At 74.3% G+C, this 22,528-nt stretch carries 16 protein-coding genes and 2 pseudogenes; all 18 read right to left on the reverse strand.

The annotated features are described in order from the left end of the window. Positions 1 to 626, reverse strand: a pseudogene (locus KR546_RS17545) (hypothetical protein); the annotation flags it as partial. Beyond that, a complete protein-coding gene (locus KR546_RS17550; protein ID WP_238446020.1) occupies positions 623 to 1,579 on the reverse strand; it encodes a carbamate kinase in 957 nt (318 codons plus the stop codon). The gene KR546_RS17550 and the pseudogene KR546_RS17545, both read right to left, overlap by 4 nt. Before the next feature lie 95 nt (positions 1,580 to 1,674). Then, on the reverse strand, positions 1,675 to 2,190 hold the full coding sequence (locus KR546_RS17555; RefSeq protein ID WP_238446021.1) for a tail protein X: 516 nt from the start codon (positions 2,188 to 2,190) through the stop codon (positions 1,675 to 1,677). A 24-nt stretch (positions 2,191 to 2,214) separates the two neighbouring features. Beyond that, positions 2,215 to 5,427: a DUF6519 domain-containing protein gene (locus KR546_RS17560; protein ID WP_238446022.1), complete on the reverse strand. Its 3,213-nt coding sequence runs from the start codon at positions 5,425 to 5,427 to the stop codon at positions 2,215 to 2,217. Between the two features lie 13 nt (positions 5,428 to 5,440). Next, the gene (locus tag KR546_RS17565; RefSeq protein WP_238446023.1) at positions 5,441 to 7,582 is read right to left on the reverse strand and encodes a hypothetical protein; all 2,142 of its coding nucleotides are present in this window, start codon (positions 7,580 to 7,582) and stop codon (positions 5,441 to 5,443) included. Beyond that, positions 7,579 to 10,098: a baseplate J/gp47 family protein gene (locus KR546_RS19845; RefSeq protein ID WP_238446024.1), complete on the reverse strand. Its 2,520-nt coding sequence runs from the start codon at positions 10,096 to 10,098 to the stop codon at positions 7,579 to 7,581. Before KR546_RS19845 ends, KR546_RS17565 begins: the two co-directional genes overlap by 4 nt. Then, positions 10,095 to 12,743: a putative baseplate assembly protein gene (locus KR546_RS19850; protein WP_238446025.1), complete on the reverse strand. Its 2,649-nt coding sequence runs from the start codon at positions 12,741 to 12,743 to the stop codon at positions 10,095 to 10,097. Before KR546_RS19850 ends, KR546_RS19845 begins: the two co-directional genes overlap by 4 nt. Then, positions 12,740 to 13,099 carry a GPW/gp25 family protein gene (locus KR546_RS17580; RefSeq protein WP_238446026.1) on the reverse strand — a complete coding sequence of 120 codons (360 nt, stop codon included), beginning with the start codon at positions 13,097 to 13,099 and terminating at the stop codon, positions 12,740 to 12,742. The genes KR546_RS19850 and KR546_RS17580 overlap by 4 nt, the downstream gene beginning before the upstream one ends. After that, entirely contained in the window at positions 13,096 to 13,410 is a 315-nt protein-coding gene (locus KR546_RS17585) for a hypothetical protein (RefSeq protein WP_238446027.1), read from the reverse strand. The genes KR546_RS17580 and KR546_RS17585 overlap by 4 nt, the downstream gene beginning before the upstream one ends. Before the next feature lie 2 nt (positions 13,411 to 13,412). Continuing rightward, entirely contained in the window at positions 13,413 to 13,961 is a 549-nt protein-coding gene (locus KR546_RS17590; protein WP_338019194.1) for a phage baseplate assembly protein V, read from the reverse strand. After that, complete coding sequence (locus tag KR546_RS17595; RefSeq protein WP_238446028.1) at positions 13,958 to 15,088, reverse strand: hypothetical protein; 1,131 nt, start codon at positions 15,086 to 15,088, stop codon at positions 13,958 to 13,960. Before KR546_RS17595 ends, KR546_RS17590 begins: the two co-directional genes overlap by 4 nt. After that, complete coding sequence (locus tag KR546_RS17600; RefSeq protein WP_238446029.1) at positions 15,081 to 15,446, reverse strand: LysM domain-containing protein; 366 nt, start codon at positions 15,444 to 15,446, stop codon at positions 15,081 to 15,083. Before KR546_RS17600 ends, KR546_RS17595 begins: the two co-directional genes overlap by 8 nt. Positions 15,447 to 15,459: 13 nt before the next feature. Then, entirely contained in the window at positions 15,460 to 16,107 is a 648-nt protein-coding gene (locus tag KR546_RS17605) for a hypothetical protein (protein WP_238446030.1), read from the reverse strand. Further along, positions 16,104 to 18,512, reverse strand: coding sequence for an eCIS core domain-containing protein (locus tag KR546_RS17610; RefSeq protein ID WP_238446031.1), 2,409 nt, complete (start codon positions 18,510 to 18,512; stop codon positions 16,104 to 16,106). The genes KR546_RS17605 and KR546_RS17610 overlap by 4 nt, the downstream gene beginning before the upstream one ends. Continuing rightward, the gene (locus tag KR546_RS17615; protein ID WP_238446032.1) at positions 18,509 to 18,826 is read right to left on the reverse strand and encodes a hypothetical protein; all 318 of its coding nucleotides are present in this window, start codon (positions 18,824 to 18,826) and stop codon (positions 18,509 to 18,511) included. The genes KR546_RS17610 and KR546_RS17615 overlap by 4 nt, the downstream gene beginning before the upstream one ends. Further along, positions 18,823 to 20,826 carry an AAA family ATPase gene (locus KR546_RS17620; protein WP_238446033.1) on the reverse strand — a complete coding sequence of 668 codons (2,004 nt, stop codon included), beginning with the start codon at positions 20,824 to 20,826 and terminating at the stop codon, positions 18,823 to 18,825. The genes KR546_RS17615 and KR546_RS17620 overlap by 4 nt, the downstream gene beginning before the upstream one ends. Beyond that, positions 20,823 to 22,130, reverse strand: coding sequence for a Pvc16 family protein (locus KR546_RS17625; RefSeq protein WP_238446034.1), 1,308 nt, complete (start codon positions 22,128 to 22,130; stop codon positions 20,823 to 20,825). Before KR546_RS17625 ends, KR546_RS17620 begins: the two co-directional genes overlap by 4 nt. Beyond that, a pseudogene (locus KR546_RS17630) lies at positions 22,127 to 22,528 on the reverse strand (hypothetical protein); the annotation flags it as partial. The gene KR546_RS17625 and the pseudogene KR546_RS17630, both read right to left, overlap by 4 nt.

Raw genomic sequence — 22,528 nt, forward strand, 5'->3', positions numbered from 1 at the left:
AGGCCGGGCGTCGGGACCGCCCATCGACCGGCCAGCACCGTGGCGGTGGCGACCACCGCGGCCACCACGTCGTCGCCCGCGGGCGTGGACCCGGGTCCGTACCCCAGGAGCCGTGCCAGGTCCCGGTCGACCTCGCCCGCACCGCCACCGCCCGTGACCACGTCGGCGAGGCGCGCAGCACCGGCCACCAGCCGTGGATCCGGGTCGGGCCAGGCGGTCGGCAGGGGACGTGCCCCGGTCACGCCCAGCGATCCGAGCCGGGCACGCACGACGACGGGACCGGCCGGGCCCGGGACCGGCCGGGCGCGTCGCCATCGCCGGACGGCCAGCGACCAGTCCCCGGCCGTGAGGCGCCCGGCACCGAGCGTGACCGGCTGGCCGGGCGCCATGCGGGCGAGCACGTCGGGATCCGCCACCTCGAGGCCGTTGGGCAGGCCGACGGCCTCCGCGGTCTCGATGGCCATGACGCCACGGCGAGACGACGTCCCGTCGACGGACGTCGGGCGGAGGTCCACGGCCACGTAGGCCGCCCGTGGCGTGACCCCCAGGACGTGGCCGGTGCGCCGGGTCGTCCCGAGTCGTGGACGGAGCCAGGCACTCGCGACGACGGGCAGCGGGCGCGTCATCCGTCAGGCCGGTCGTCGGGGACGACCCGCGTGCCGGCCTCGCCGTGCACCACCGCGGCCGCCTCGTCGAGCGCGCCGATCGACGCCGGCGCGTCCGACGCGGCGACGAAGCGACACACGGCGTCGACCTTCGGCCCCATCGACCCGGCCCGGAACTGTCCGTCGTCGGCGTGGGCCCGCATCTCCGACAGGGTCACCCGGCCGAGCCAGTGTTCGTCGGGGGTGCCGAAGTCGACGGCGACGCCACGCACGTCCGTCAGGACGACCAGGCCGTCGGCATCGAGTTCGTGGGCGAGCAGGGCAGCCCCCAGGTCCTTGTCGATGACGGCCTCGATGCCCTCGAGCCGATCCCCACGACGTGCCATCGGGATGCCACCGCCCCCGTTGGCGATCACGATCGCACCCTGGTCGCGCAGCAGCCGGATGGCGGGGAGGTCGAGTGACTCGCGGGGCCGGGGTGAGGGGACCAGCCGTCGCCATCCGCGGTCGCCCTGTGGCCCGTAGACGTGCCCGTCGGTCGCCGCACGATCCTCGGCCTCCTCGGCGGTGAACCACGGTCCCACCGGCTTGGTCGGCTCCGCGAAGGCCGGGTCGTCGTCGTCGACCCGGACCCGCGACACCAGCGGCACGACCGGTCGGTCGACCCCGCGGACCCGCAGGTGGTGTTCCAGTGCGGTGGCGGCGACGAAGCCGATCGTGGCCTGGGTGTTGGCGACGCACCAGTCCAGCGGCACCGCCGGCACGACGTCGCGCGCCATCTCGTTCTTGATCAGGATCGCGCCGACCTGGGGGCCGTTGCCGTGGGTCAGCACCACGTCGACGCCCTCGGCGACCAGGCCTGCCACCTGGCCCATCGACGACCACAGGTTGCGGGTCTGCTCGGCGGCGGAGCCCGAGCCCCCGGACGGGGAGATGGCGTTGCCGCCCAGCGCGATCACCACCAGTCGTGCCACCGTCACTCCCCTCGCCGTCGCGGTCCCCGGGCCGTCGACGGTGCCGGACCCCGACGGTGGGGTCCCTCCACTCTAGGGTCCGTGCACTCCGGGCCTCAGCGACCGAGGTCCTGCAGGCGCTCGAGGTCCTCGGTCCAGGTCGCCACCGCGCGCTCGCGCTCGGCACCGGCCTCCTCGGCGTCGCGGTCGGCCGTGTCCAGGCGCTCCCGGATCCGCTCCACCTCCGCACCCAGTTCCCGGTCACGCCCGGCGGCGTCCTGCACCGCCCGCAACTCCAGCGTCCGACGCACGACGCTCCGGTCCGACGCGTCCTCCTTCGCACGCTGGTGCGCCTCCTCCCCGGACCGCTTCGCGACCTGCGCCAGGGCCGACACCAGCGCCTGCACACCCTGGTCGAGGACCTCGTCCGGGCGCGTGTCGGACCGGCCACCGACCTCGTCGGGAATGGTCAGGACCGTGCCCGGCCGAAGGTCGTCGAGGTCGACGTTCGGATTGGCCCGCCGGATCGCCTCGACCTGGGCGTCGGTCAGCCGGGCGTTGCCGCGTCGGCCGAGGATGCGTGTCGCGAGCTCGGCCAGGGTGCGTTCGTCGTGCACGATCACGGTGCGCATCGTCGGTCTCCTCGTGTCGGGTCGTCAGCTGACGTTGGGATTCAGGGTGTCCCAGGGACCGGGCAGTCCGGCACCGGACGACCCCAGGTGGGTACCGCCGGGGGCGAGGTTGCCGACGGCCGCGATGCGGTCCTCGCGGGTGACCAGCACGATCGACGCCTCGGGCCCGCGCACGCGGTTCGTGGACGCGGTCACGCTCGACCCGCCGACCGCCAGCCCGACGAACTGCCCGTCGGACTGGTCGCACTGGTTGGCGTCCACGACGGCGTCGCCGGACACGCTGACCAGCCCGGCCGGCAGGAGCCCGCCGCCGGCGAGGTGGTTGTCGCTGACCGTGACGTGCTCGCCGGCCTGGTCGACGAGGCGGGCCCAGCCGTCGGTGAGCACGACCGCGCCCCGGTCGATCGCCACCGTGTGTCGCCGACCGGCCCGGACGGACTCGCGGCGCGAGAACAGCAGCGCCTGGGTGGCCGGAGTCACCAGCAGGGCCACCCATCGGGCCTGTGGCGGTGGCTCGGCGCCGTCGTGGAAGCGCACCGTGTTCTCGTGCAGGCCCGCGGCGGCGAACGGCCCCACGACGACGATCCCCGCGGCGAGTCCGACGAACGGCTCGCGGGGCCCCACCCGATCGACCCGGTTGCCACTGACCCGGACGTCGCGGCTGCCCGTGACCAGCACGCCCGCCCGCAGGATCCCCTCGACCTGCTCGACGCCCACGTCGGTCACGACGTTGTCGGTGACGACGACCGTGCCGGCACCGGTCACGCCGATCCCCCACGCCGTGCGGCGGTCGTCACCCAGTCCCGCGACCTCGCGGACCCGGTTGCCCGTGACCGACAGGTCCTCGGCGCGACCACGGGCGCTGACCGTGATCCCGGCACCCACCCGGGCCACCACGTTGTCGGTGACCGCCAGCGACACGACCGGGGTGCGCAGCGAGATCCCCTCGCCAGCCATCTCGGCCACGCGATTGCCCGCGACCACGACGTCGCCCGGCGGGAGGTCGAACCGTCCCGGCACCAGCACGATCCCGTCGGTGCCCCGCTCACCGACCCCGGTCACGACGTTGTCGGTGATCCGGGCCCGACCCCCCGCGACGATGCCGCCACCGAAGGTCCCCACCACGTTGCCCGTGATCGCCAGGGTCGCGTCGGGCCACACCGCCCCGGGCGCGACGATCCCGACGCCGTCGCCGACCAGCACGTCGTTGTCGGCCACCCGGGTCGAGCCGACGTGGATCGACCCGGCACCCAGGTCCACGCCCACGTCGCCGCCGAGCAGGTTGTCGACCACGTCCAGGCCGGCCGACAGCACGCCGACCTCGGCATCACCGCCCCGCACGGCACGCTGGGCGACCAGCAGGTTGTCCTGCAGGCTGACCCACGCCTGCACGCCGGTCAGCTGCACGGCCGCGGCCTCCACGTCGTCGGAGCCGTAGGACAGGATCGCGGTCTCGCGCAGGCGTCCGCGCAGGACGTTGCGCCACCGGATCGCGGCCGACGACTCGACGCCCGAGACGATCGCGAGGCGCTCGATCGTCAGGTCGATGGCCGAGGTCGTGGTGATGGCGGTTCCCCGGGCGACGAGGATGGTCGCCAGGCCCTGGCCACGGATGCGCACGGCCCGTGCCCCGTCCAGGTTGACGCCGTCGCCCAGGTCGTAGACGCCGACCGCCAGGCAGATCGTCCCGCCCGTCTCGCGCACCAGGTCGACGGCCATCTGGAGGGTGAGCTCGCCGCTGGCGTGCGACGTCGGCGTGACACACACCGTGCAGTCCCCGCAGTCGTCGCCACCACCCGTCGCGATCGGCGGCCACAGCCGACGGCAGTCGGTCTGGCTGTCGTCGAAGGTCACGGTGGCGAGTCGGGCGTAGTGGTGGTGGATGCCCAACGGCGGGGCGTTGTCCAGTTCCTCGACCGACGTGTCGGCGGTCCGGGCCGCCACGATCCAGTGGTCGCCACTGCGGAACCCGGCCCCGGCCAGTGCCGGGTCGCCGGACAGGTCGAACGACACGACGATGCCGTGCTCGAGCACCACCCGGGTGGTGGCCATGGCCGGCACCCCGACCAGCCCGCCGTCGTCGTCGACGTTGCCGACGGTCGCACCCGCCGCCGTGCGCACCGGGCCGGACTGGTCCCAGCGGCGCACCCGCAGGTGGCGGGCGGCGACCTCGACGTCGTCGGCCGGCTGCAGGTCGCCGGGCAGGGCGTCGTCGAAGGTGATCGTGCGGGCCGCGTCGTCCACCGTCACCCGACGCATCACCCCGGGTCGCTGGTCGAGCTCGCGGTGGTCGTCGAGGACCTCGACCCAGTCACCGGTCGACACGCGCAACACGTCGTCCCGGCCGACCGTGGCCAGCCGCAGCACGGTCGACGACACCACCTCGACCACCGGCATCGCCACCGAGGCGTTGTCCCGTGACCACTTGAAGGTGGCCGTCCCGGGTGCGCCGCCGTCGTGCACCTCGACCCGGTAGGACTGGTTCTCCAGCCCGCGGTAGCCACCGGTCGGGGGCAGCGCACACGGGTCGTCGTCGTCCTCGACCGGCACCGTCGTGACCGACAGCCGGCCGGCGGACGGGCGGATCGTGTCGGCCCAGGCCTCGGGGAGGTCGTCGTCGGCCGCGCCGCAACCACCCGACCCGACGTCCGGCAGGACCCGCACCTGCCACACGACCTGTCGGCGGGCCGTGCTGTCCACGCCGACCGCCACCTCCACCAGGTCGGGGTCCTCGACGTGGGTGACCTCGCGTTCCCAGACGTCGAGGTAGACCAGGTGCGGGCCCCCGGCGGGCAACTCGTCGGGGTTCGGCCAGGACGGCTGGGTGTGGTAGGTCGTCTCGACCAGGCCGTGGACCTCGTCCAGCACCGGGTCGAAGCCGTCCTCGTCCAGCCCGGCCTCCTCCCGTTCCTCGGGGGTGAGGTCGGCGCGCACCCGGCCGTGGTTCTCGGCCAGGAGCCCGTCGACGTACATCCGGCCCCGGCCGATCACCAGGTCGTCGGGCTGCGTGCTGATCCGGAAGCCGTCCGGGGTCTGGCGCGGCACCCACGACGACCCGGCGTGATCGGGGTCGGGTCCGAACGAGGTCAGGTCCACGGTCTCGGCGCGCAGGCGCCGGTCGACGATCGCCACGAGGTCGTTGAAGTCCGCGTCGAGCAGCACCCGACCTTGCTGCAGGGTGACCCCCGCGAAGTCGCGCAGTGCGTCGAAGCGGACGCGTGAGATGTCGGCACCCATTGGCTGGCTCCCGTCAGGTGGCGTGGAAGAACCCGGCGTCGAGCCCGAAGCGCAGGTACTCGTCCAGCCGGATCCGCAGGTTGGTCTCGCGTTGTGGTGCGTACAGCTCGTGGGTCACGCCCATCTCGCCCTCGTCGTCGGCCCCACGACGGATCGCGTCGTGCGTGGTCGCCCGCAGCTGCAGGTGGCCGGGGTCGCCGTACTGCAGGGAGGTGTGGTGCGGGACGGTCCCGGCCGGCACCTCCTCGCGTGGCACGCAGCGGTGGCGACGCCCGACACGTGCGTCCTGGGGCAGTGACGAGAACCGCACGCACCCGACCTGGCGTCGCTGGGCCCACACCGCGGCCAGGGCCGGGTCGCCCGGGGGGCGCGCGGCCAGCATGATCGAGTTCGACACGTCCAGTCGCGTGGCATGGACCTTGCCGACGACGGTGCAGGCCTCCAGCGTCAGGTGTCCACCGGGGACGAGTCCGTCACCGGTCTCGCGACCGGCCGCGTCCGTCACGGTCCGCTGGCCTCCGCCCGGCGGCGCGTCGCGCCCGCAGAAGGCCACCTCGGTCGCCGCGGTCGCATCGATCACGCTGTCCACGGCGGTGACCTCGGTGTCCTCGACGGCCACGATCGGCCCGACGACACAGTGGTCCAACACCACGTCGACGAACGGGTGCAGGACGACCAGGCTGGCCCGCCCCGGGGCGCCGGGCCCCCCGTCGGCCGTGCGCGTCAGGCCGGGGACCAGCGTGCAGTGGCGCAGCACGAGGGTGCGGACCGCGCTGTCGGCGACCTCGTCGATCACCAACGGCGCCCCGGCCACCACCAGGCCCTCCAGCTCGAGCGTGGTGTCGGGGTCCAGCACCAGGCTGGCGTGGCCACCGCTGCGCGACAGCAGGGGTCGGCGTCGATTGGCCGAGCGCACGACCACGTGGTCCAGCGACGCGTCCGGTGCGGGGGTCGACGCCGTGATGGTCCCCGGCAGGGTGTAGTGGTCGTCGTCGACCACCTCGACCACGCCACCCGCGGCGACCGTGTTCAGCGCGGCCACCAGCGAACCCCCGCCCACGACCGTGGTCACGGTCTCGAACGTGCGGCGGGACGACGACCGGTCGTAGCCACCACCCCCGACCAGCACGGCCATGCCGTGGTGGAACGTGGCCAGCAGGCGGGTGTCGTCCGCCGGCGGGTCACCGATGGCGAGCCGCCCGCGGACCGGGTCGATGGCGACGTCCGGCTCGCCGGGGCCGGGCTCGTGGAACCACGTGCCGGGGTCGCCGGGGTCGTCCGCGAGATCGCAGATCCGCACGTCGCCGAGGTCGACCTCGGTGACGTCGTCCCCGGTGGCGCGCTCGACCAGCAGCGAGGCACCCGCACCCCAGTACTCGCCGACGTGGGTGGCCAGCCAGCGACGGGGCAACGGCATCGGCACGTCGGCGGGGCCGGCGAGGTGGGTGATGTCCTGCTCGGTCCTGCCGGTGGCGAACAGTGGCTGGTCGGCGCCCAGGGGGTCGAACCGCCAGCGACGACGGGAGCCGTCGGCCGCGACCAGCGGGCTGCGGACCGACTCGACGGGGTGCACGCGCCACAGGAAGATCCCCACGTTCGGGATGTTGTGTCGTCCGGTCCCGGTCGTGATCCGCCGGACGTCGACGGTGTGGGCGAGGTCGTCGAACGCACCCGCCTGGAAGGTGCCGCCCAGCTCGAGCCGATCGGCGCCGCGGAGGTCGGCGGTGGCCCGGGCATGGCCACGCACGTGGTTCATGTACTGGGTCGTGGCCAGCAGTTCGAAGAACTCCACGGCCCGGGCGGGCCAGCCGGTCACGTCACGGGCGAGCTGCTCCAGCATCGACGCCGTGCCCTTGCGACGTCGGTACGAGATCGTGTTGGCGACCTCGGCCCGCGGCGAGGCGACGGCCGGCACCACGCCGTGCAGGATCCGGTAGCCGACCAGGTCGCCGACGTACGGGGCGACCCAGGGTGCCGCCGTCTCGATGAACTGGTCGTCGTGGAACTGCTCGATGCCCTCGGCCACCACGTTGACCTGCTCGGTGACGACGTCGAGCAGTTCGCGCAGCGTCCCGTCGGTGTCGGCCAGCCGGTACAGCGCGGGCAGCAGTGCGAGCAGTTCGTCGGTCGTGTACAGCCCCGTACGCCCGCTCACGACACCACCTCCAGGGTGTCGAAGGGCTCGTCAGCGACGACCAACAGCCCAGCCGGGAGCACCGTGGTCGGCGATCCCACTGCCGGCTGCCGGGGCACCAGGCGGTCCGCCAGCAGGCAGGGCGGCAGCGGCAGGCCGGGTGCGTACAGGCGGTCCAGGTCCAGGCCGACCACGCCCGGGACCTCGTGGGCGACGGCCACGACCTCCGAGGCGTGCACCGGGTCGAGGAGGTCGCGCGCGTCGAACCCGAACGCCGTCCGGACGGCCTCGGTGATGCCGGCCAGCACCAGGTCGGGGTCGTGGTCGTCGGCGACCGTCACGCGCAGGGAGAGGCGGAACGTGTCGAGCCGCTGCGCGACGACCTGCAGTGCGACCTGGGGGTCGCCGTGCTCGCGCAATGCCGTCGCCAGGTCGGCCAGCCGCTGCGTCGCGTCGCCGGTCCCCGGGGTCGGCGCGACCGTCACGACGATGGTCCGACCGGTGGCGAGTGACAGCACCGTGGCGTGGGCCTTGCTGATCCCCGGCCAGGCGGCGGCCTCGTCCTGGTAGTCCAGCAGGGACACGACCCGTCCCAGGGTGCGCACGCGCAGGGGGATCGCCCGGCGAGCGTCCTCCGGTGCCTCCGGGTCCACGCCACCCGCGGCGGCCACCGGGTTGGCGACGCCCTTCAGCCCGAGCGGGCGGTCGAGCAGTTGGGCGAGCTGGCCGGCGGCGACGTTGCCGGCCGTGCCCAGGCCCTTGCGGTAGGTCGCGCGGACGTTGTTCGTGCCGGTCGGCAGTCGCGCCCCGTGCCGACCGTCGCCGAAGGTGACGATCCGGTCGCCGTGCTCGTCGACGGTGCTGGTGTAGGCGTGGTCGGCGGCGTCGGTGTCGTACAGCGTGGCGGCCTCGTCCCAGGCGACGTCATTGACCCGCACCACCAGGGTGGACGCCACGCCCGGACCGGTCGCATCGGCACCGGTCGCCGACACGTGGGTCAGGGGACCGTGCGAGAGGGCGAAGCGCTGGAAGGTCGCGTTGCCCAGCCCGGCACCGAGGACCTCGTCCACGGTCTCGCCGTGGGTCGCCGGCGCGACGTTGCCGTGGACGACCACCGTCGCGCGCACCCAGTCGTCCTCGAGGTCGTCGACCAGCGTGAGGGCGAAGTGGCCGTCACCGGCCGAGCTGACGGCCTCGACCACGCCCAGCTCCGCCCCGGTGGTCCCCGCGATCGTCGAACCGGCCACGACGACCGGCGCACCCGGCGCGAGCGAGCCCGCCTCCGCGACCACGACGACGGTGTCGCCCGCGACCGGGGAGTGGTCTGGCGCCGGCGCCACGGTGAGCTGCTCCGGCACGGCGTACGCGACGACCTCGCGCACGTCGGTCGCGTCGTCGAACGACGAGTAGTCGTCTCCCGCGAGCGTCACCCGGGTGACCTGGCCCGACACGGCGAACGCCGCCCGGGACAGGCCGACGGACGTGGTCACGCGGAACAGTCCGCGGGAGCCGTCCGGGGCGTCGTCGAGGACCATCCACCGGTCCGCGGCGATGTCGTCGTGCGCGCCGTCGAGGTCGATCACGTCGCCCGTGACCGGCGTGACCTCGTAGTCCGGCCACTGGCTCGGGGGTGTGTCCTGCCCCGAGTAGTCCTTGCGGAAGTCGATCGACATCGCCCTCCACTCGGGGGCGTTGTGACCGAACACGCGCAGGCGCTTGCGGAAGACGTGGACCTGCACGACCGCGCCGGACGCCCCGAGGGAGGTCAAGGCGCCGTCCCAGGTGACCTGCGTGCGGTCCGCTGCCGGATCCGGCAGCACGTCGCTGACGAGCCGTGCGGCCCAGTTGTCGTCGGTCTCGCCACGGACGAACAGCAACATGTCGCCGGCCGTCACCCCGGTCGCGACCCCCTCGAGGAAGACCGCCGTGTCGGCGCTGGACACCTCCGCCGGGAGCGTCGTGGCTGCGGGCATGGCGTTCAGCTCCGGACGCGCCGTCAACTCCGCGACGGTCTCGAACGTCTGCGGCTGCTCGTCGGGGCCGGGGATGCTCTGGACCCGGGTGCCGACCGGGACCACGACGCTGGACGGGGTGACCGGCGGCGCGACGCCCGGATCACGGCCCGCTGCGGCCGGGACGCCCGGGGGCGGCTGGACGGCGAAGGCGAGATGGGTCGCGGCTGCGACCCCCGGGGCCATCCGGTGGCCGACCAGGCGTCCCAGTTCCTGCAGGGAGCGGCGGTCGACGGCCGTGCGCAGCCACGACTCCTGGGCGAGGCGCTCGGTGTGGAAGGTCAGCACGTCCGCCACCACCGCCCAGGCGTCGAGCAGCGCGATCGTGGGGTCGTCGGGGTCGCGGGTGGTCAGCCCTCCGAGGGCCGGCCGATCCGGGTCGGTCAGCGCAGCCACCATCGAGTCGAGGAACCGTGGATGGGTGCCGACCCGGTAGGCGACGGCGGACAGCCCCGGCCGGTTGTGGACCTCGGCCGGCGTGCGCGACGTGACGCCGTCGCAGCAGCCACAGGTGCATGCGCTCACGTCCCACCCCCCGTCTCGACCACGAGCCGACCCCGCTCCGGGAAGTTCGGGTCGGCGTCGAGGCGGGCGACCTCGAGCCGTCCGAGGGTGATCACGCCGGCGTCGACGGCGCTGGTGCCGGGCTCACGCAGCCGTGCGAAGCGCGTGACCGTGACCGACTGGACGCCGGGCACCGCCTGGGCCGCGGCGACGATCGTCGACAGGTGCACGGACTGGCCGAACGTGAAGCGGTCGGGGTGGAACAGTCCGAGCGTGCCGTCGGCGCGTCGGCGGCTCGACAGCACGTCGAGCACCGCCGTGCGCACGTCGGACCGGAAGTGCTCCGGCTCGACGCACACGTGCAGTCCGACGTCCAGTGCCGCGAAGACCGGTCCGTCCACCTCGAGGTCCTGGCCGGCCAGCCGGAACGGCTCGAGGTGGCGCCGCACGTCGGCCTCGAAGGCGGTGTCGACCGGGCCGCCACCGACCCGGTCGGTGGTCACGAACACGGTGTGCCACGACCCCGTCCACCGGAACGTCGCCGCGGCTCGCTGCACCTGCGGGTGGTCACCGGCCGTGTCGACCCAGTCGTCGACCGTGACGGCGCGCTGCTGGACCAGGAAGGCCTCGGGGGCGTCGCGCCGGATCGCGTCCGCGGGCTGCGGCGGCCGACCACCTCCTGCCGCCACCCGGTTGGTGACCCCGGTCACGACGGTGCCGTCGGTGGCGACGTGGGCCAGCGCGTCGGCGCCGAGGTTGCCGGCCCGGGGGTCCCCCACCCGGTAGGTGGCGGTGAAGCCCGTGCCGGGCTCCGGTCGCCGACCGTGGACCCCGTCCCCGAACCGCAGGGTCGCCTCGCGGTCGTGCTCGAGCTCGACGACGAACTCGCGGGCATCACCACTGCTGGCCAGCAGGTCCGGACGCGGGTGCCAGGTGGTGTCGCCGCCGGTCGTGCTGGCGGTGGCGGTGGCCGCCGCCTCGGCCAGCAGCACGACCGTCGTCCCGTCGCTGACCGACCACGCACCGGTGCCACCCCGCAGCACCGGCGTGCCGGCCGCGAACGTGAAGCCCAGGCCACCGAGCCACCCCTGCAGTGCCGGGCCGAGCAGCGTTCCGGCCAGCTCGGCCGCCACGTCCGCCGGAAGCGGGAGCTCGGCGACGAACCGGTCGGGCGAGGGACCGACGTGGACCAGCGGACGCTCGGCCAGGCGAGGCCGGTACCGCACCGGCACCGGGGTCGACGTCGTCGTGGCGCAGTGGTCGGCGCGGCCACCCGAGATCGCCAGGACGGGGGACGGCACCACGCCGAGTTCCTCGTCGACGACGGTGCGGCCGTGGTCGGCGAGGACCACGTTGCCGAACGCCCGGGCCATCGGCCCCGGGTGGTCGGGCACCGACAGGCACAGGGGGACCGGCAACGCGTCCGCGTCGTCCCACGTGATCTCGGTGACGTCCCGGGCGTCGTCGTCCGGCGGGTCGGCGAACAGGCCCCCGGACGGGTCGCTGGACGACACGACGTGGGTCAGCCGCACGGCGACCCGCCTGGCCGGGTCGGCGTCGTCGGGGTCGCCGGTGCGGGGTCCCGCCACCTCGGCCAGCACCAGCACGTCGCCGGCCCTCAGGGCCGGGTGGTGGCCGACCAGGGTCGCGGCCGTGGACCCGACCGGCAGGCAACAGTCGCGGTCGCCCCACGTCCAGAAGTCGAGCTCGGCGAGGGAGCCATGGGCCACGAGGTCGTGCATGGTCTCGAAGGTCTCCGCACCGAAGGTGAGCGCCTCGCGGTGCTCGGGCCCGTCCACGGGGAACGTCGGCGGCAGGTGCGGCACGCGCGTCAGCAGCGTGGTGCCGGCCGGCACGAGCGCACCCTCGCCGTCCACCGCCACGTGTGCCCACACCCGGGCGTTGGCCCCCTCGTCCACGCGGAAGTCGACCAGGCGGGCGTGGCGACGCAGCGAGGTCCGGCGCCGGGCGGTCTGCAGCCACGCCTCGGTCGCGACGGCGTCCTGGCGGTACGACAGTTCGTCGCCGAGCCATGCCAGCAGCTCGACCAGGGTGACGCCGACGTCGGCCGGGCTGCGCTCGGTCCAGTCCGGTGCCAGCAGGCTCATCCGGTCCAGCATCAGCCGTCGGAACGTGTCGAAGTCCTTGGCGAGGTAGTCGATCTGCGGGACCGGGTCCTCGACCGGCGGACACACGTCGTGGACCCGGCAGTCGGCATCGGCGGTGCACTCGACCTTGAACGACAGCGGCACCGACGCCAGCAGCGGGTCCCAGCCCGCCGGGGGGACGGTCGTCCCGGCACCGGCGACGATCGACAACGTGTAGGTGGAGAAGTCCCCCCGGTCGGTCGTGCGCACGACCACGACCTCGTCGGGGTCCCGCAGGTCGGCCACGATCGCCGGGTCCTCCCCGGCGGGCAGGGCGGTGGCCGGCGCGACCCAGTCGACGTCGACCTCGGGGACGCGGTCGCCACCGGTGATCGTCACGTTGGCCGGTCCGAGGCCGGGGTCGGCGGCCAGCAATCGCACGAGCAGGGTCCGCTGCCGCAGCGGGTCGGTGTCCGTGGCGGGCTGGAAGACCTCGACCCACTCGATGCCGTTGAGCACGCCGGCGGCCCGCACGGCGGCCAGGCGCCGTGGCTCGCAGCAGGTGTGGCGGATCGTCACGGTGCCGCCCTCCGGACCTCGGTGGTGGCGGCCTCGCCCGTCCTGGTCGTCACGTAGCGCACGGTGACGGCCAGCGTGCCGTCGTCGTGGCGGACCTCGACGGCGTCGACCGCGATCCGGTCCCCCAGCCACTGCTGCAGGGCCGCCTGCACCAGCACCTGGGTGGTCGCGGCCACCTCCGGACCGGCCGGCTCGAACGGCAGGCCCAGCAGCCCACTGCCGAAGTCCGGACGCATCACCCGTTCGCCCGGTGCGGTCAGGACCACCTGGCGCACGAGGTCGGCGAGGTGGTCACGGTCGTCGGTCAGGGCCGTGCGGCCCCGCCCGTCGACCTGCCAGGGATGGTCCACGTTCATGTCACCACCACCCGTGGCTGGGCCGTCACCGGCAGCAGCGGCGTGCCGGTCGGCACGCAGGTCGAGGCCCCGGCCATCGACGCGACGGGCACGCCACCGGCCAGGACCCGCACGGCGCCCGTCACCCACTGCCCGGTCACGCAGGGGGGTGCCGACCCCGTGAGCGCGCACCCGGTCACCGCCCACGGCGGCGCCGTCGTGACGATCGGCTGGCCCGACACCGTGACACGCGGGAAGGGCGCCGTGGGCGTGGCCGGGCCGGCATGGCTGCAGGTGACCACGGCGCCGAGGTGCAGGGCAGGTGCTGGCATGGCTACACCACCGTCAGTGCGCCGACGTTGACGTCGACGGTCGGTCCGACCAGGTTGATCGTGGCCCCCTTGCCGTTGGTGATCACGATGCCGACGTCGCTGACCGAGATCATGGCGCCGGTCGTGGTCTGCAGCAGGATCCCGCCGCTGGGACCGGGGACGTCGCTGATCGTGAGCCCGTTCTTGAGCGTCGTCTGGATCGTCACGCCGTTGATGGCCGGCGGCACCGCTCGGGCCATCACCGGCACCTCGGCGGCGGTCCCCCAGTAGCCACCCACCCAGATCGGCCGGTCGGGATCCCCCTGCTCGAACTCGATCCACACCCCGGAACCGACCTGCGGGACGGTGAACATGCCCGTGTTGATGCCCGCGCCCGGCAGGCAGGGCATCGCCCACGACGTCGGGGCGATGCCGGAGACGTCCGGGACGATCGCCTGGATCCGCCCGATCTGCATCGGGTCGACGTTGGTGACGACCGTCCCGCGGTACTTGCCGTAGTAGCGCCGGCGGCGGGCGTCGGAGTCGGGGACGGCGGTGTCGGTGGCGGTCACGTGGGCACCTTCGGGGTGGTGGACAACAGGGCGTTGCGGGCGAGCGAGAACGACTGGGTGAACGAGCCCCGGCGCAGCGTGGAGGTGACCGACGTGACGTAGTGCAGGCCGTCGAACGCCTCGCCGGCACCACGGACCCCGACCAGCCGGCGGGGTCGCAGGACCCGGCCGTACCGGACGACGTCGAGCGTCCCGTCGCCGAAGACGCTGTCGCCGTGCCGGGACGCGTGGGCCAGCCCGGTCATCGCCGCGGCTGCCGGGTCGAGCTTGGCGGTGTCGTTGAGCATCGTGATCCTGGGCGGCAACGGTGGCACCACGCCCAGCGGGGGGTTGAGCGGCGTCACGTCGGGGATCGGGACCGGGATCGGGGCCTTGCTGGCCGGCTCCTGGATCATCACGACCGGCAGCTCCTTGGCCTCCTTGTCGAACCGGAACGACAACCGGTCGACGTTGCGGTGCGGCCCGTCCAGGGCCGCGTCGAGCGCCTTCTGTGGGGCGCCGACCCGGATCTCGGGTCCCCAGTAGGCCCTCGAGACGCCCGGGACCGGGCCGGGGTCGAGGTGGAACACGTAGCCCGCCTCGGTGGCCAGGGCCGTGATGTAGGCGCGGTCCGTGCCCTGGTGTCGTGGGATCCGGTCGATCGGGATCGGCAGGTCCGGGATGATGCTCGGGATGACCAGCGGCACGATCCCGAGTGCGGCGTACTTCGCCAGTGCGGCCAGCACCCGCACCGACGCCGGCATGGCGGGATACGGCAGGCCGTCCAGCGGCACGACGTCCATGACCGCCGTGAGGTCCTTGCCACGCACGGTCAGCGTGGACGTGGGCCCGCCGTCGGACGAGACCTCGTGGTGGGTCATCACGCCGTCGACCAGCACGGTCGAGTCACCACCCACCGTGACCGCGATCACCACGCGCAGGATCGGGATCGAGGCGCCACCGGTGAGCAGGAACATGGTGTGCAGGGGCGACCGGTTGGACACCCGGAACGCCAGCTCGAAGCCGTCCTGGGTCCCGCCGGCACCGGCACGGACCGTCACCGCCTCGACCGCCTCGACCACCTCGCGTGGTGCCGGGACCGGGACGGCCGGACCGACGAACAGCTGGAGGCGGACCGCGTCACGCATCGTCGCCCCCCGGGACGCCCTCGGCCAGGGTGATCCGCAGCCACGCCCCGACCGTGTCGGTCAGCGCCCGCGGGTCCACCACGCCGTTGGCGTCGGCCAGCCGCCACCACAGGCGGGGGTCGCCGAGGTGGTCACGGGCCAGCAGGTCCCGTCGGTCGCCCTCCCGGGTGCGGACCTCGCCCAGCGCCGAGAACCGGTCGGGGCGAGGGACCAGTCGCCGGTCGAGGTACGGGATCGGGTCACGCCCGTCGCCGGGGTCGTGTGCGCGCACGGGCGTGTCGGCGTAGCGACTCGTGGGCGGGTAGGACGTCGTCGGGATCGCCCCGCTCGACAGCAACTCCTGCAGCGGATCGGTCATCGTGGTCCTCCGCTCATGGCAGCCGCTCGATGCCCAGGGTCGACAGCGCGCCGGTGCCGAGCCGTGCGGCGAGGGCCTCCTTCGTGCGCAGGTGCGCCATGAACAGCGTCCCGCCCCGGTGGTCGAACCCCAGGTCGTCGACCGACAGCACCCGCAGGCCCAGCGCGACGGTCGCCCGGATCGGGTTGAGGTTGACGTCGAAGGCGTCCTCGGTGACCGTCAGGTCGGTGACCCGGACGGGGACGACCCGTTGGCGACTCCACACGAACAACGTCAGGGGGGCCTCCAGCGGGAGGATCTCCAGCACGCCCGAGTCGGCCAGCGCGTCGTTGGCCTGCAGGTCGTCGGCCCGGGGATGGACCATGGCCTCGAGCGCAGCGAGCTGGGGATGGATCCCGAGCTCGACGACGTCGGCGTTGGCCTCGGGGTCGGCCAGTGCGTCGGTCGCGTCCAGCTCGGCCTCCAGCTGGATCGTCTCGATGCCGGCACCCCGCAGGCGCAACGCCTGGGACCGGTCACCACCCTCCTCGCCGGCGGCCTGGACCTTGACCGTGCGGGTCAGCGTCTCGGGGTTGTACTGCAGGGCGATCACGGACCGGACCGCGGCGGTGGACGGGTCCACCTGCACCAGGCCGCCCTTGACGAGTCGTGGCGAGATCACGGCGCACCCCCGCCCGGTGCCGGCGTCGGCACGGTCACCTGCAGGACCCGGTGCCCCCAGTCCGCCTCGCTCGAGAACGTGTCGCGGTCCCGCCGGACGTCCCGCACCGGGTCGGAGCTCTGCGGGTTCGCACCCGAGTACTGGTGGCCGATCAGCCAGGCACCGCCACCCGCGTCGTAGAGCCGCCGCATGATCGCGACCTTGCGGTCGCGCGACAGGACCGCACCCGGCTGGCGCTCGGCCTCCGTCAACTGCGACCGGGCCTCGACCCCACCCGCCATGGCCCGGTCCCAGATCTCCACGGCCATGTCGTCGAAGGCACGCGCCTTCCGGCCGGTCGTGCCGACGTCGGCCGTGGTGGCCACCCCCGGGACGTTGAACCGACGTGGCACCCAGCGCTGCTCGTAGCCCACCACCTGCTGGCCCCGTGCACCGCCGGCCGCGGCGCCGAGCCCGGTGAGGAAGTCCGTCCCGCTGGTGGGGGCGTCGGCGTGCTGGCCGGGCTCGCTCGTGGCGGCGCCGAGCCGACACGCGTGCAGCTCGATGGTCGTGGAGCCGTCGAAGCGGGTCTGGCTCTGGAGGGTGGCGCGGGTGCGGGCCCGCGCGGCCGCGACGGACTCGACCTGGGCGATCGTGTACCAGGACGTGCCGAACTTGACCTGGTGGGTCGGCTCGATCGTGCCGTGGGCGAAGATGTCGATGCGGCGCACCATGCGGTCCGGGGCCGCGGCCTCGATGGCGTCGAACAGGGCCGCGGGGCTCCCCACGTCGGTGACCTGCTGCACCGTGTCGCCGTCCGGGACCTGCGAGAAGTACAGCTCGGCGTAGCGGGTCGCGTTGACGATGAAGGCATCACCGACCTCCTTGGGTGCGGCGATCAGGACGAGGTTCACCCGACCGCTGGATGCGGCTGCGGACCGGGCGGCCTCGACCGCGGCCACGTAGGACTGCTGCAGCGCCGCCTGCCGGTCCGCGTCCCCGCCGAGGTCCGCCTCGATGATCCGTCGGGAGTTCTCGTAGGTCTCGCCGAGCCCGTCCAGCACGTTCCGGAGCCGCGCCGGGTCGAGCCGACCCGAGCCCCCGGGCGCGGCAATGTCGGGCGCGCCCCGCGAGTCCGGGCGCGCCGAGGCGTCCCCACCCGGGTCGGTCGGGCGGTCCGGCCCGGGCACGTCGGCGACGCGCGCGACCGTGCGCCAGTGATCGGCGGCGCTGCGCAGGTACCGGATGGCCGCGTCGACGAAGGACTGCCGGTCCGCGGTGGTGGCTGTCGCCGTCGTCGCCCCGCCGCGTGGTTCGCGTCGGACGGTGGCGATCGCCCCGGGAACGTCCTCACCACGCTGTTGGACGACGTGGGCCAGCTCGTGGGCGAGCAGGTGGGGAGCGGTGGCATCGCTGCCGACCCCCAGCACGATGTCGTCCCCGACGGTGAACGCGCGCGCGGCGACCCGTTCCGCGGCGGCGTTGGCCCGGGCGTCGTCGTGCAGGCGAACGGCGGAGAAGTCGTGGCCGAAGCGGGCCTCCATCGTGGCCCGGAACCGGTCGTCGAGGGGGCGCCCGCTGCCGGCGAAGCCGTCGTCGACGTGTGCGGCGCCCGGTCCGTGGTCGTCGGCCGTGGTGTCGGTGGCGCGCTGGACGGGCGGCGCCGATTCGTCGGACTTCCTCTCACCGGCCCGGGGGGACAGGTCGAGCTTCATGACCGGCACGCCGAGCGGGTGCCGGGTGGTCATCTGGCGGACCGCGTAGTCGATCGCGGCCTCGCTGAGCTGCTGTTCCTCGGCGGCCGAGCGTTTCGGCACGAGCGGACTCTGCTCGGCCTTCTCGGGCGAGGGTCGTCGCGGCTTCTCCTTGGCCTTCGGCTTGAAGGTGATCGTCAGTCCGACGAACGTCGGGGCGTTCAGCGGCCCCTCGACCTTGACGTCGGCGGACAGGCCCGGCGTGATCCGGTCCAGCGGGATGGTCGGTGGCTGGAAGGGCAGCTCCTTGCCCGCCAGCGCCAGGCCGGTCACGCCCCCGGCGATCGCGGTCGCGCCGATCGCGATCCCGGCGGGCGAGGTCGCGAAGTTCGTGACCTTCTTCACCTCCGGCGACTCCAGCACCTGCTTCTGCAGCGCCTTGCCGGCCTCGGTCTTGAGCAGGGCCTCCCCGGTCTTCTTCGCGGCCTCCTCGTACTCCTTGCGGTCGGGGTCCTTCGGCGCCGTGTCCTTGGACTTCTCGGGGCCCGGGCCGTCCTGGCGCTGCACGCCGGAGCCCGGCGGTGACGTGGCCAGTGACCAGTCCCCCACGGAGCCGCCGGACACGACGACGTCGGCGGCCCGGTCGGCCTCGCGCTCGGCGGCGTCGCCGGGGCGGCTGACGGGTCGGGCGACCCCCTGGTCGGGCACGGCCGAGGAACGGGTGCCGGTCACGAGGCCACCTCCCCGCGGCCCGGCCCCGAGGGGCGACCGGGGCGCTGCACGGCCCCGACGACGGCGGTGGCCACCCGGTCGGCGAGGGCCGACGATCCCGACCCCCCGGGTGCGTCCTCCGTGGAGACGTCGACCGGCCCGACGGCCCGGACCCGGCCCGGCGTCGGTGGGCCGGTGGTGCCGTCGGCCCACTGCGTGGCCGCGCGTTCCAGCGCGTCCCGGAGGTCGCGCTCGAAGGTGCGCGCGTCGGCCCGGCTCGTCCCGTGGACGACCAGGCGGTCGATCACCACCTCGATGCGGGCACGTCGGCTCATGCCAGCACCGCCCGGTCGTGGTCGGTCAGCACCCGGTCGTGCTTGGCCGCCTCGAGTCGCGCAGCCCGGCGCAGGTGGTCCGGGGTGATCGCGGTGCCGTCCTCGGCCGCGGCGAACGCCGCCGCCAGGGCGATCGACGCGATCGCGCCACCGGTCAGCGCCATGCCCGACAGTCGACCGGGATCGACCCCCTCGAGCGGGGCGCCCGGGGGGAACACCCGCCGCCAGATCTCCGCCCGCTCGTGCTGGCCGGGGAACGGGAACCCCAGCACCACGGTGAGCCGGCGCAGGAACGCCTTGTCGACGTTGGACTTCAGGTTGGTCGTCAGGATCGCCAGCCCGCGGTAGGTCTCCATCCGCTGGAGCAGGTGGGCGACCTCGAGGTTGGCGTAGCGGTCCTGGCCGTCACGCACCTCGCCGCGGCGGCCGAACAGCGCGTCGGCCTCGTCGAACAGGAGCACGACGCCACCGGCCTCGGCGGCGTCGAAGATCCGTGACACGTTCTTCTCGGTCTCGCCGATGTACTTGTCGACCGTGGCGGACAGGTCGACGCGGTACAGGTCGAGGCCCAGTTCCTGCGCGACGACCCGGGCAGCCAGCGTCTTGCCGGTCCCGGAGTCGCCCACGAACAGCGCACTGGTGCCGACGTCACCACGGGTGGTGTCGCCGAAGCCCCAGTCGGTGTGCACGACCGCCCGGTGGCGGACCCGCCTCGCCAGGTCCCGCAGCACCTCGACGTGGCCGTCCGGCAGGACGAGGTCGTCCCACGTCGCGCCGGTGTCCAGCCTCCGGGCGAGGTCGTCGAGGTCGACCCGCGTGCTCGCCCGGGTCACGCGTCGCAGCGCCTCCGGTCGCGGCGCCGCCCCGGCCTCCCAACGTCGCACGATCGTGGTGATCTCGTGGGCGGCGAGTCGGTGGTGGTGGGCCAGTTCGTCGGCCACGGCCCCCAACTGCGGCTCGATCCCGGCGTCGTCGGGATCCAGCGCCCGCCGCCACAGGTCGCGTCGCTCGGGCGCTCGCGGACGAACGACCTCGATCGACTGCACGACGCGACCGGGCGCGGCCGACGCCGACGTGCCGACCGTGGCGACGACGGGCGCGGTGAGCGTCCCGAGGAGCCGACGTGCGGACTCGGTGCGGTCGGGTGCCAGGTCGCCCGGCGAGCGTCCGGCAGGAGGCTGCAGCAGCACCGGCACGCGACCGGTCAGTCGCTGGGCCCGGTCGACCAGCGCGGCCACCCGCATCAGCTCCGGTCCGGGCGGCGGCAGCGCCGGCACCGACAGCACGATCGCCGGGGGATCGTCGGGGGACGCGGACGCTCGGTCCGCGAGGTGGGTCGCGACCCGCAGCGCCACCCCGAGCCCGGCCACCCGGTCGACACCGTCGATGCGCAGGCAGGTCGGTGCCTCGGCCACGCCCAGCGCGGCGGCGGCGTGGTCGGCCCGACGCTGCTGGCTCGGTGCCAGCGGGACGACGACGCCGTCCTCGACCAGGCCGTCGAGCCCGTGCAGGGCGAGGGGGAGCCCGGCGAGATGGTGCAGGACGTCCTCGTCGACCCGGAGCCGGCGTGTCGCGAGGATGCCGGTCCCCCCCGGGTCGACCAGGCGCCACCGACGCAGCGGGCCGTCGGGGGCCAGGGCGTCCCAGTGGCCGTCGTCGAGCACCTGCAGGGCCAGCCCGAAGGTCGGTCGTGGGTCCGAGCCGTCGCACGCCTCCGCCACGAGTCGCGCGAGCTCGCCGTCCAGTTCCACCGCGGCCGCGAGCAGGAGCGTGTCGCGCTCGAACGACGACATGTCCAGCGCACCGGCGAGGTGGTCGAGCCGGGTCGACCGGGTGGGACGCCGGCGCGCGGCGTCGTCCGGTCCCTGCACCAGCCGATCCCGCAGCCAGGCCAGCTCCTCGGCCAGCGTGCGCGCCGCGACGTCCGTCGGTGCGATCGACCCGACGTCGACCGGCCCCGTGTCGAGGTCGGGGTCGAGGTGGGCGGCGGCGGGGCTCATGCCGGCACGTCCACGGACTGGGTCGGGTCGAACACCGGCGGGGGGTCCGACCGGTCCACCAGGAGGCTGTCCACCCCGTCGACCGTGAGGCGCAGCCACTGGTCCCCGGGTGGCACGTCGGCGAACACGAACGTCGCCTGGTCCGTGGCCGCGGGGTGGGGCGCCACGACCGCGGTGGCGCTGCCCAGGGCGAGCCGGGCGTCCTGCTCCGGGCGCAGCACCGGGGCGACGCCCAGCGTCACGGTCACCGCGCCCGTGGGCCCGCGGTCGACCTCGCTGGGGGGCAGGGTCGCGACCGGGGCGTGCAGCAACGCCGCGACGTTGGACGTGCGGGGATCGGGCTCGTCCGGCGGGACCAGGGTCGCCGTGACCGTCCAGAGGCCCGCGGGCCAGTCCTGGGCCGCCGACCCACCACTCGGCAGGGTGAGGTCGAACCCGGTCGGGTCGGCGTTGTCGCCCACGTCGACGACGATCGGTTCGTCGAGCAGGCGGTGGGAGAACGACACCCGCACGTCGGTCCCGGCGAGGTGGTGGCCCGTGACCCGCACGACGTCGCCCAGGACCGCCGCGGGCTGCTCGTCGGGTGCCACCACGGCCGTGATCGTCGGGAAGGGCGCCAGCAGCCCGGGGGTCACGACGACCCCGCGGTCGCGCCCGGTGTCCTCGTCGACCGGGCCACGCGACAGCACCGGCAGGGGGTCCCGGGCCGGCGCACGGGACTCGATCAGCACGGTCGTGACGACGTAGCCGACGGTCGGGCGGTACTTCGACTGCAGGGCGGCCCACAGGCGGGACACCTCCTCGGTGTCCATGGGCTCGGGGGTCACCGTGACCGCCTCGACCTGGTCGGCCAGGTCCGACGCGGCCAGTGCCTGGAACGCCGGGGGCAGGATGGTGTCCAGCGGGCTGGGATCCAGTGCGCGGCGGATGGCCGCACGGTCCAGCACCGGGCGCTCGTGGAGCAGGTGCATGGCGTAGCCCAGCAGGATCTCGGCCTGGAAGTCCTCGTCGGCGTAGGCGGTGAGGAGGTAGTGCAGGTCCAGCGCCAACGGCGGGTTGGCGATCCGGTCGCCGTGGCCGTTGCGTGACGGCAACGAGGCGTTGCGCCAGCCCGGGTTGGGGGTGACCCGGTACAGGAACAGGTTGAGGGTGGGCGTGAAGGTCGGGTCGTCGAGATCGACCAGGTCGGGCGCCACCGCAGAGACGTCGACCGCGCCGACCGGCGTGCCGACGTCGACCATCCCGTTGTCCAGGAGGTTGCGCAGGACGGCGCTCACGGCCGCGATCGCCAGCGGGCTGCTCATCGGCCACCCCGATGGCCACGCAGGTACTCGGCCAGGGAGGTGTCGGGCCCGGGCGGGTCGCTGCGTGGCCGGGACGACGACGGAGCCGGCGCGGCCCGGACCTCGAGACGCCCGATGTGGACCCGGATCGTGGGACCCTCCGACCCCACGTCCACCCCGGTCGAGGGTGTCTCGGCACGCAGCGGCCGCGCGACCACCGGCGACGGCCGACCGTCGGTGACCACCGGGTCCCCGGACCCGGGTGATGGGCCGCCCCGTGCGCCGGTGTCCGGGCCCGGGTCGGCACGGACGACAGGCACGGCGGGGGTCGCGACGTCCCGCTCCTGGTCGTCGCCGGTCGAGCGCGGTCGGGTGACGACCGGTCCGGAGTCGCGGGCCGGTCGCGGCCCCCCGGCTCC

The organism is Salsipaludibacter albus, assembly GCF_019798055.1.
In the GTDB taxonomy this organism is placed as follows: Bacteria; Actinomycetota; Nitriliruptoria; order Nitriliruptorales; family Nitriliruptoraceae; genus Salsipaludibacter; species Salsipaludibacter albus.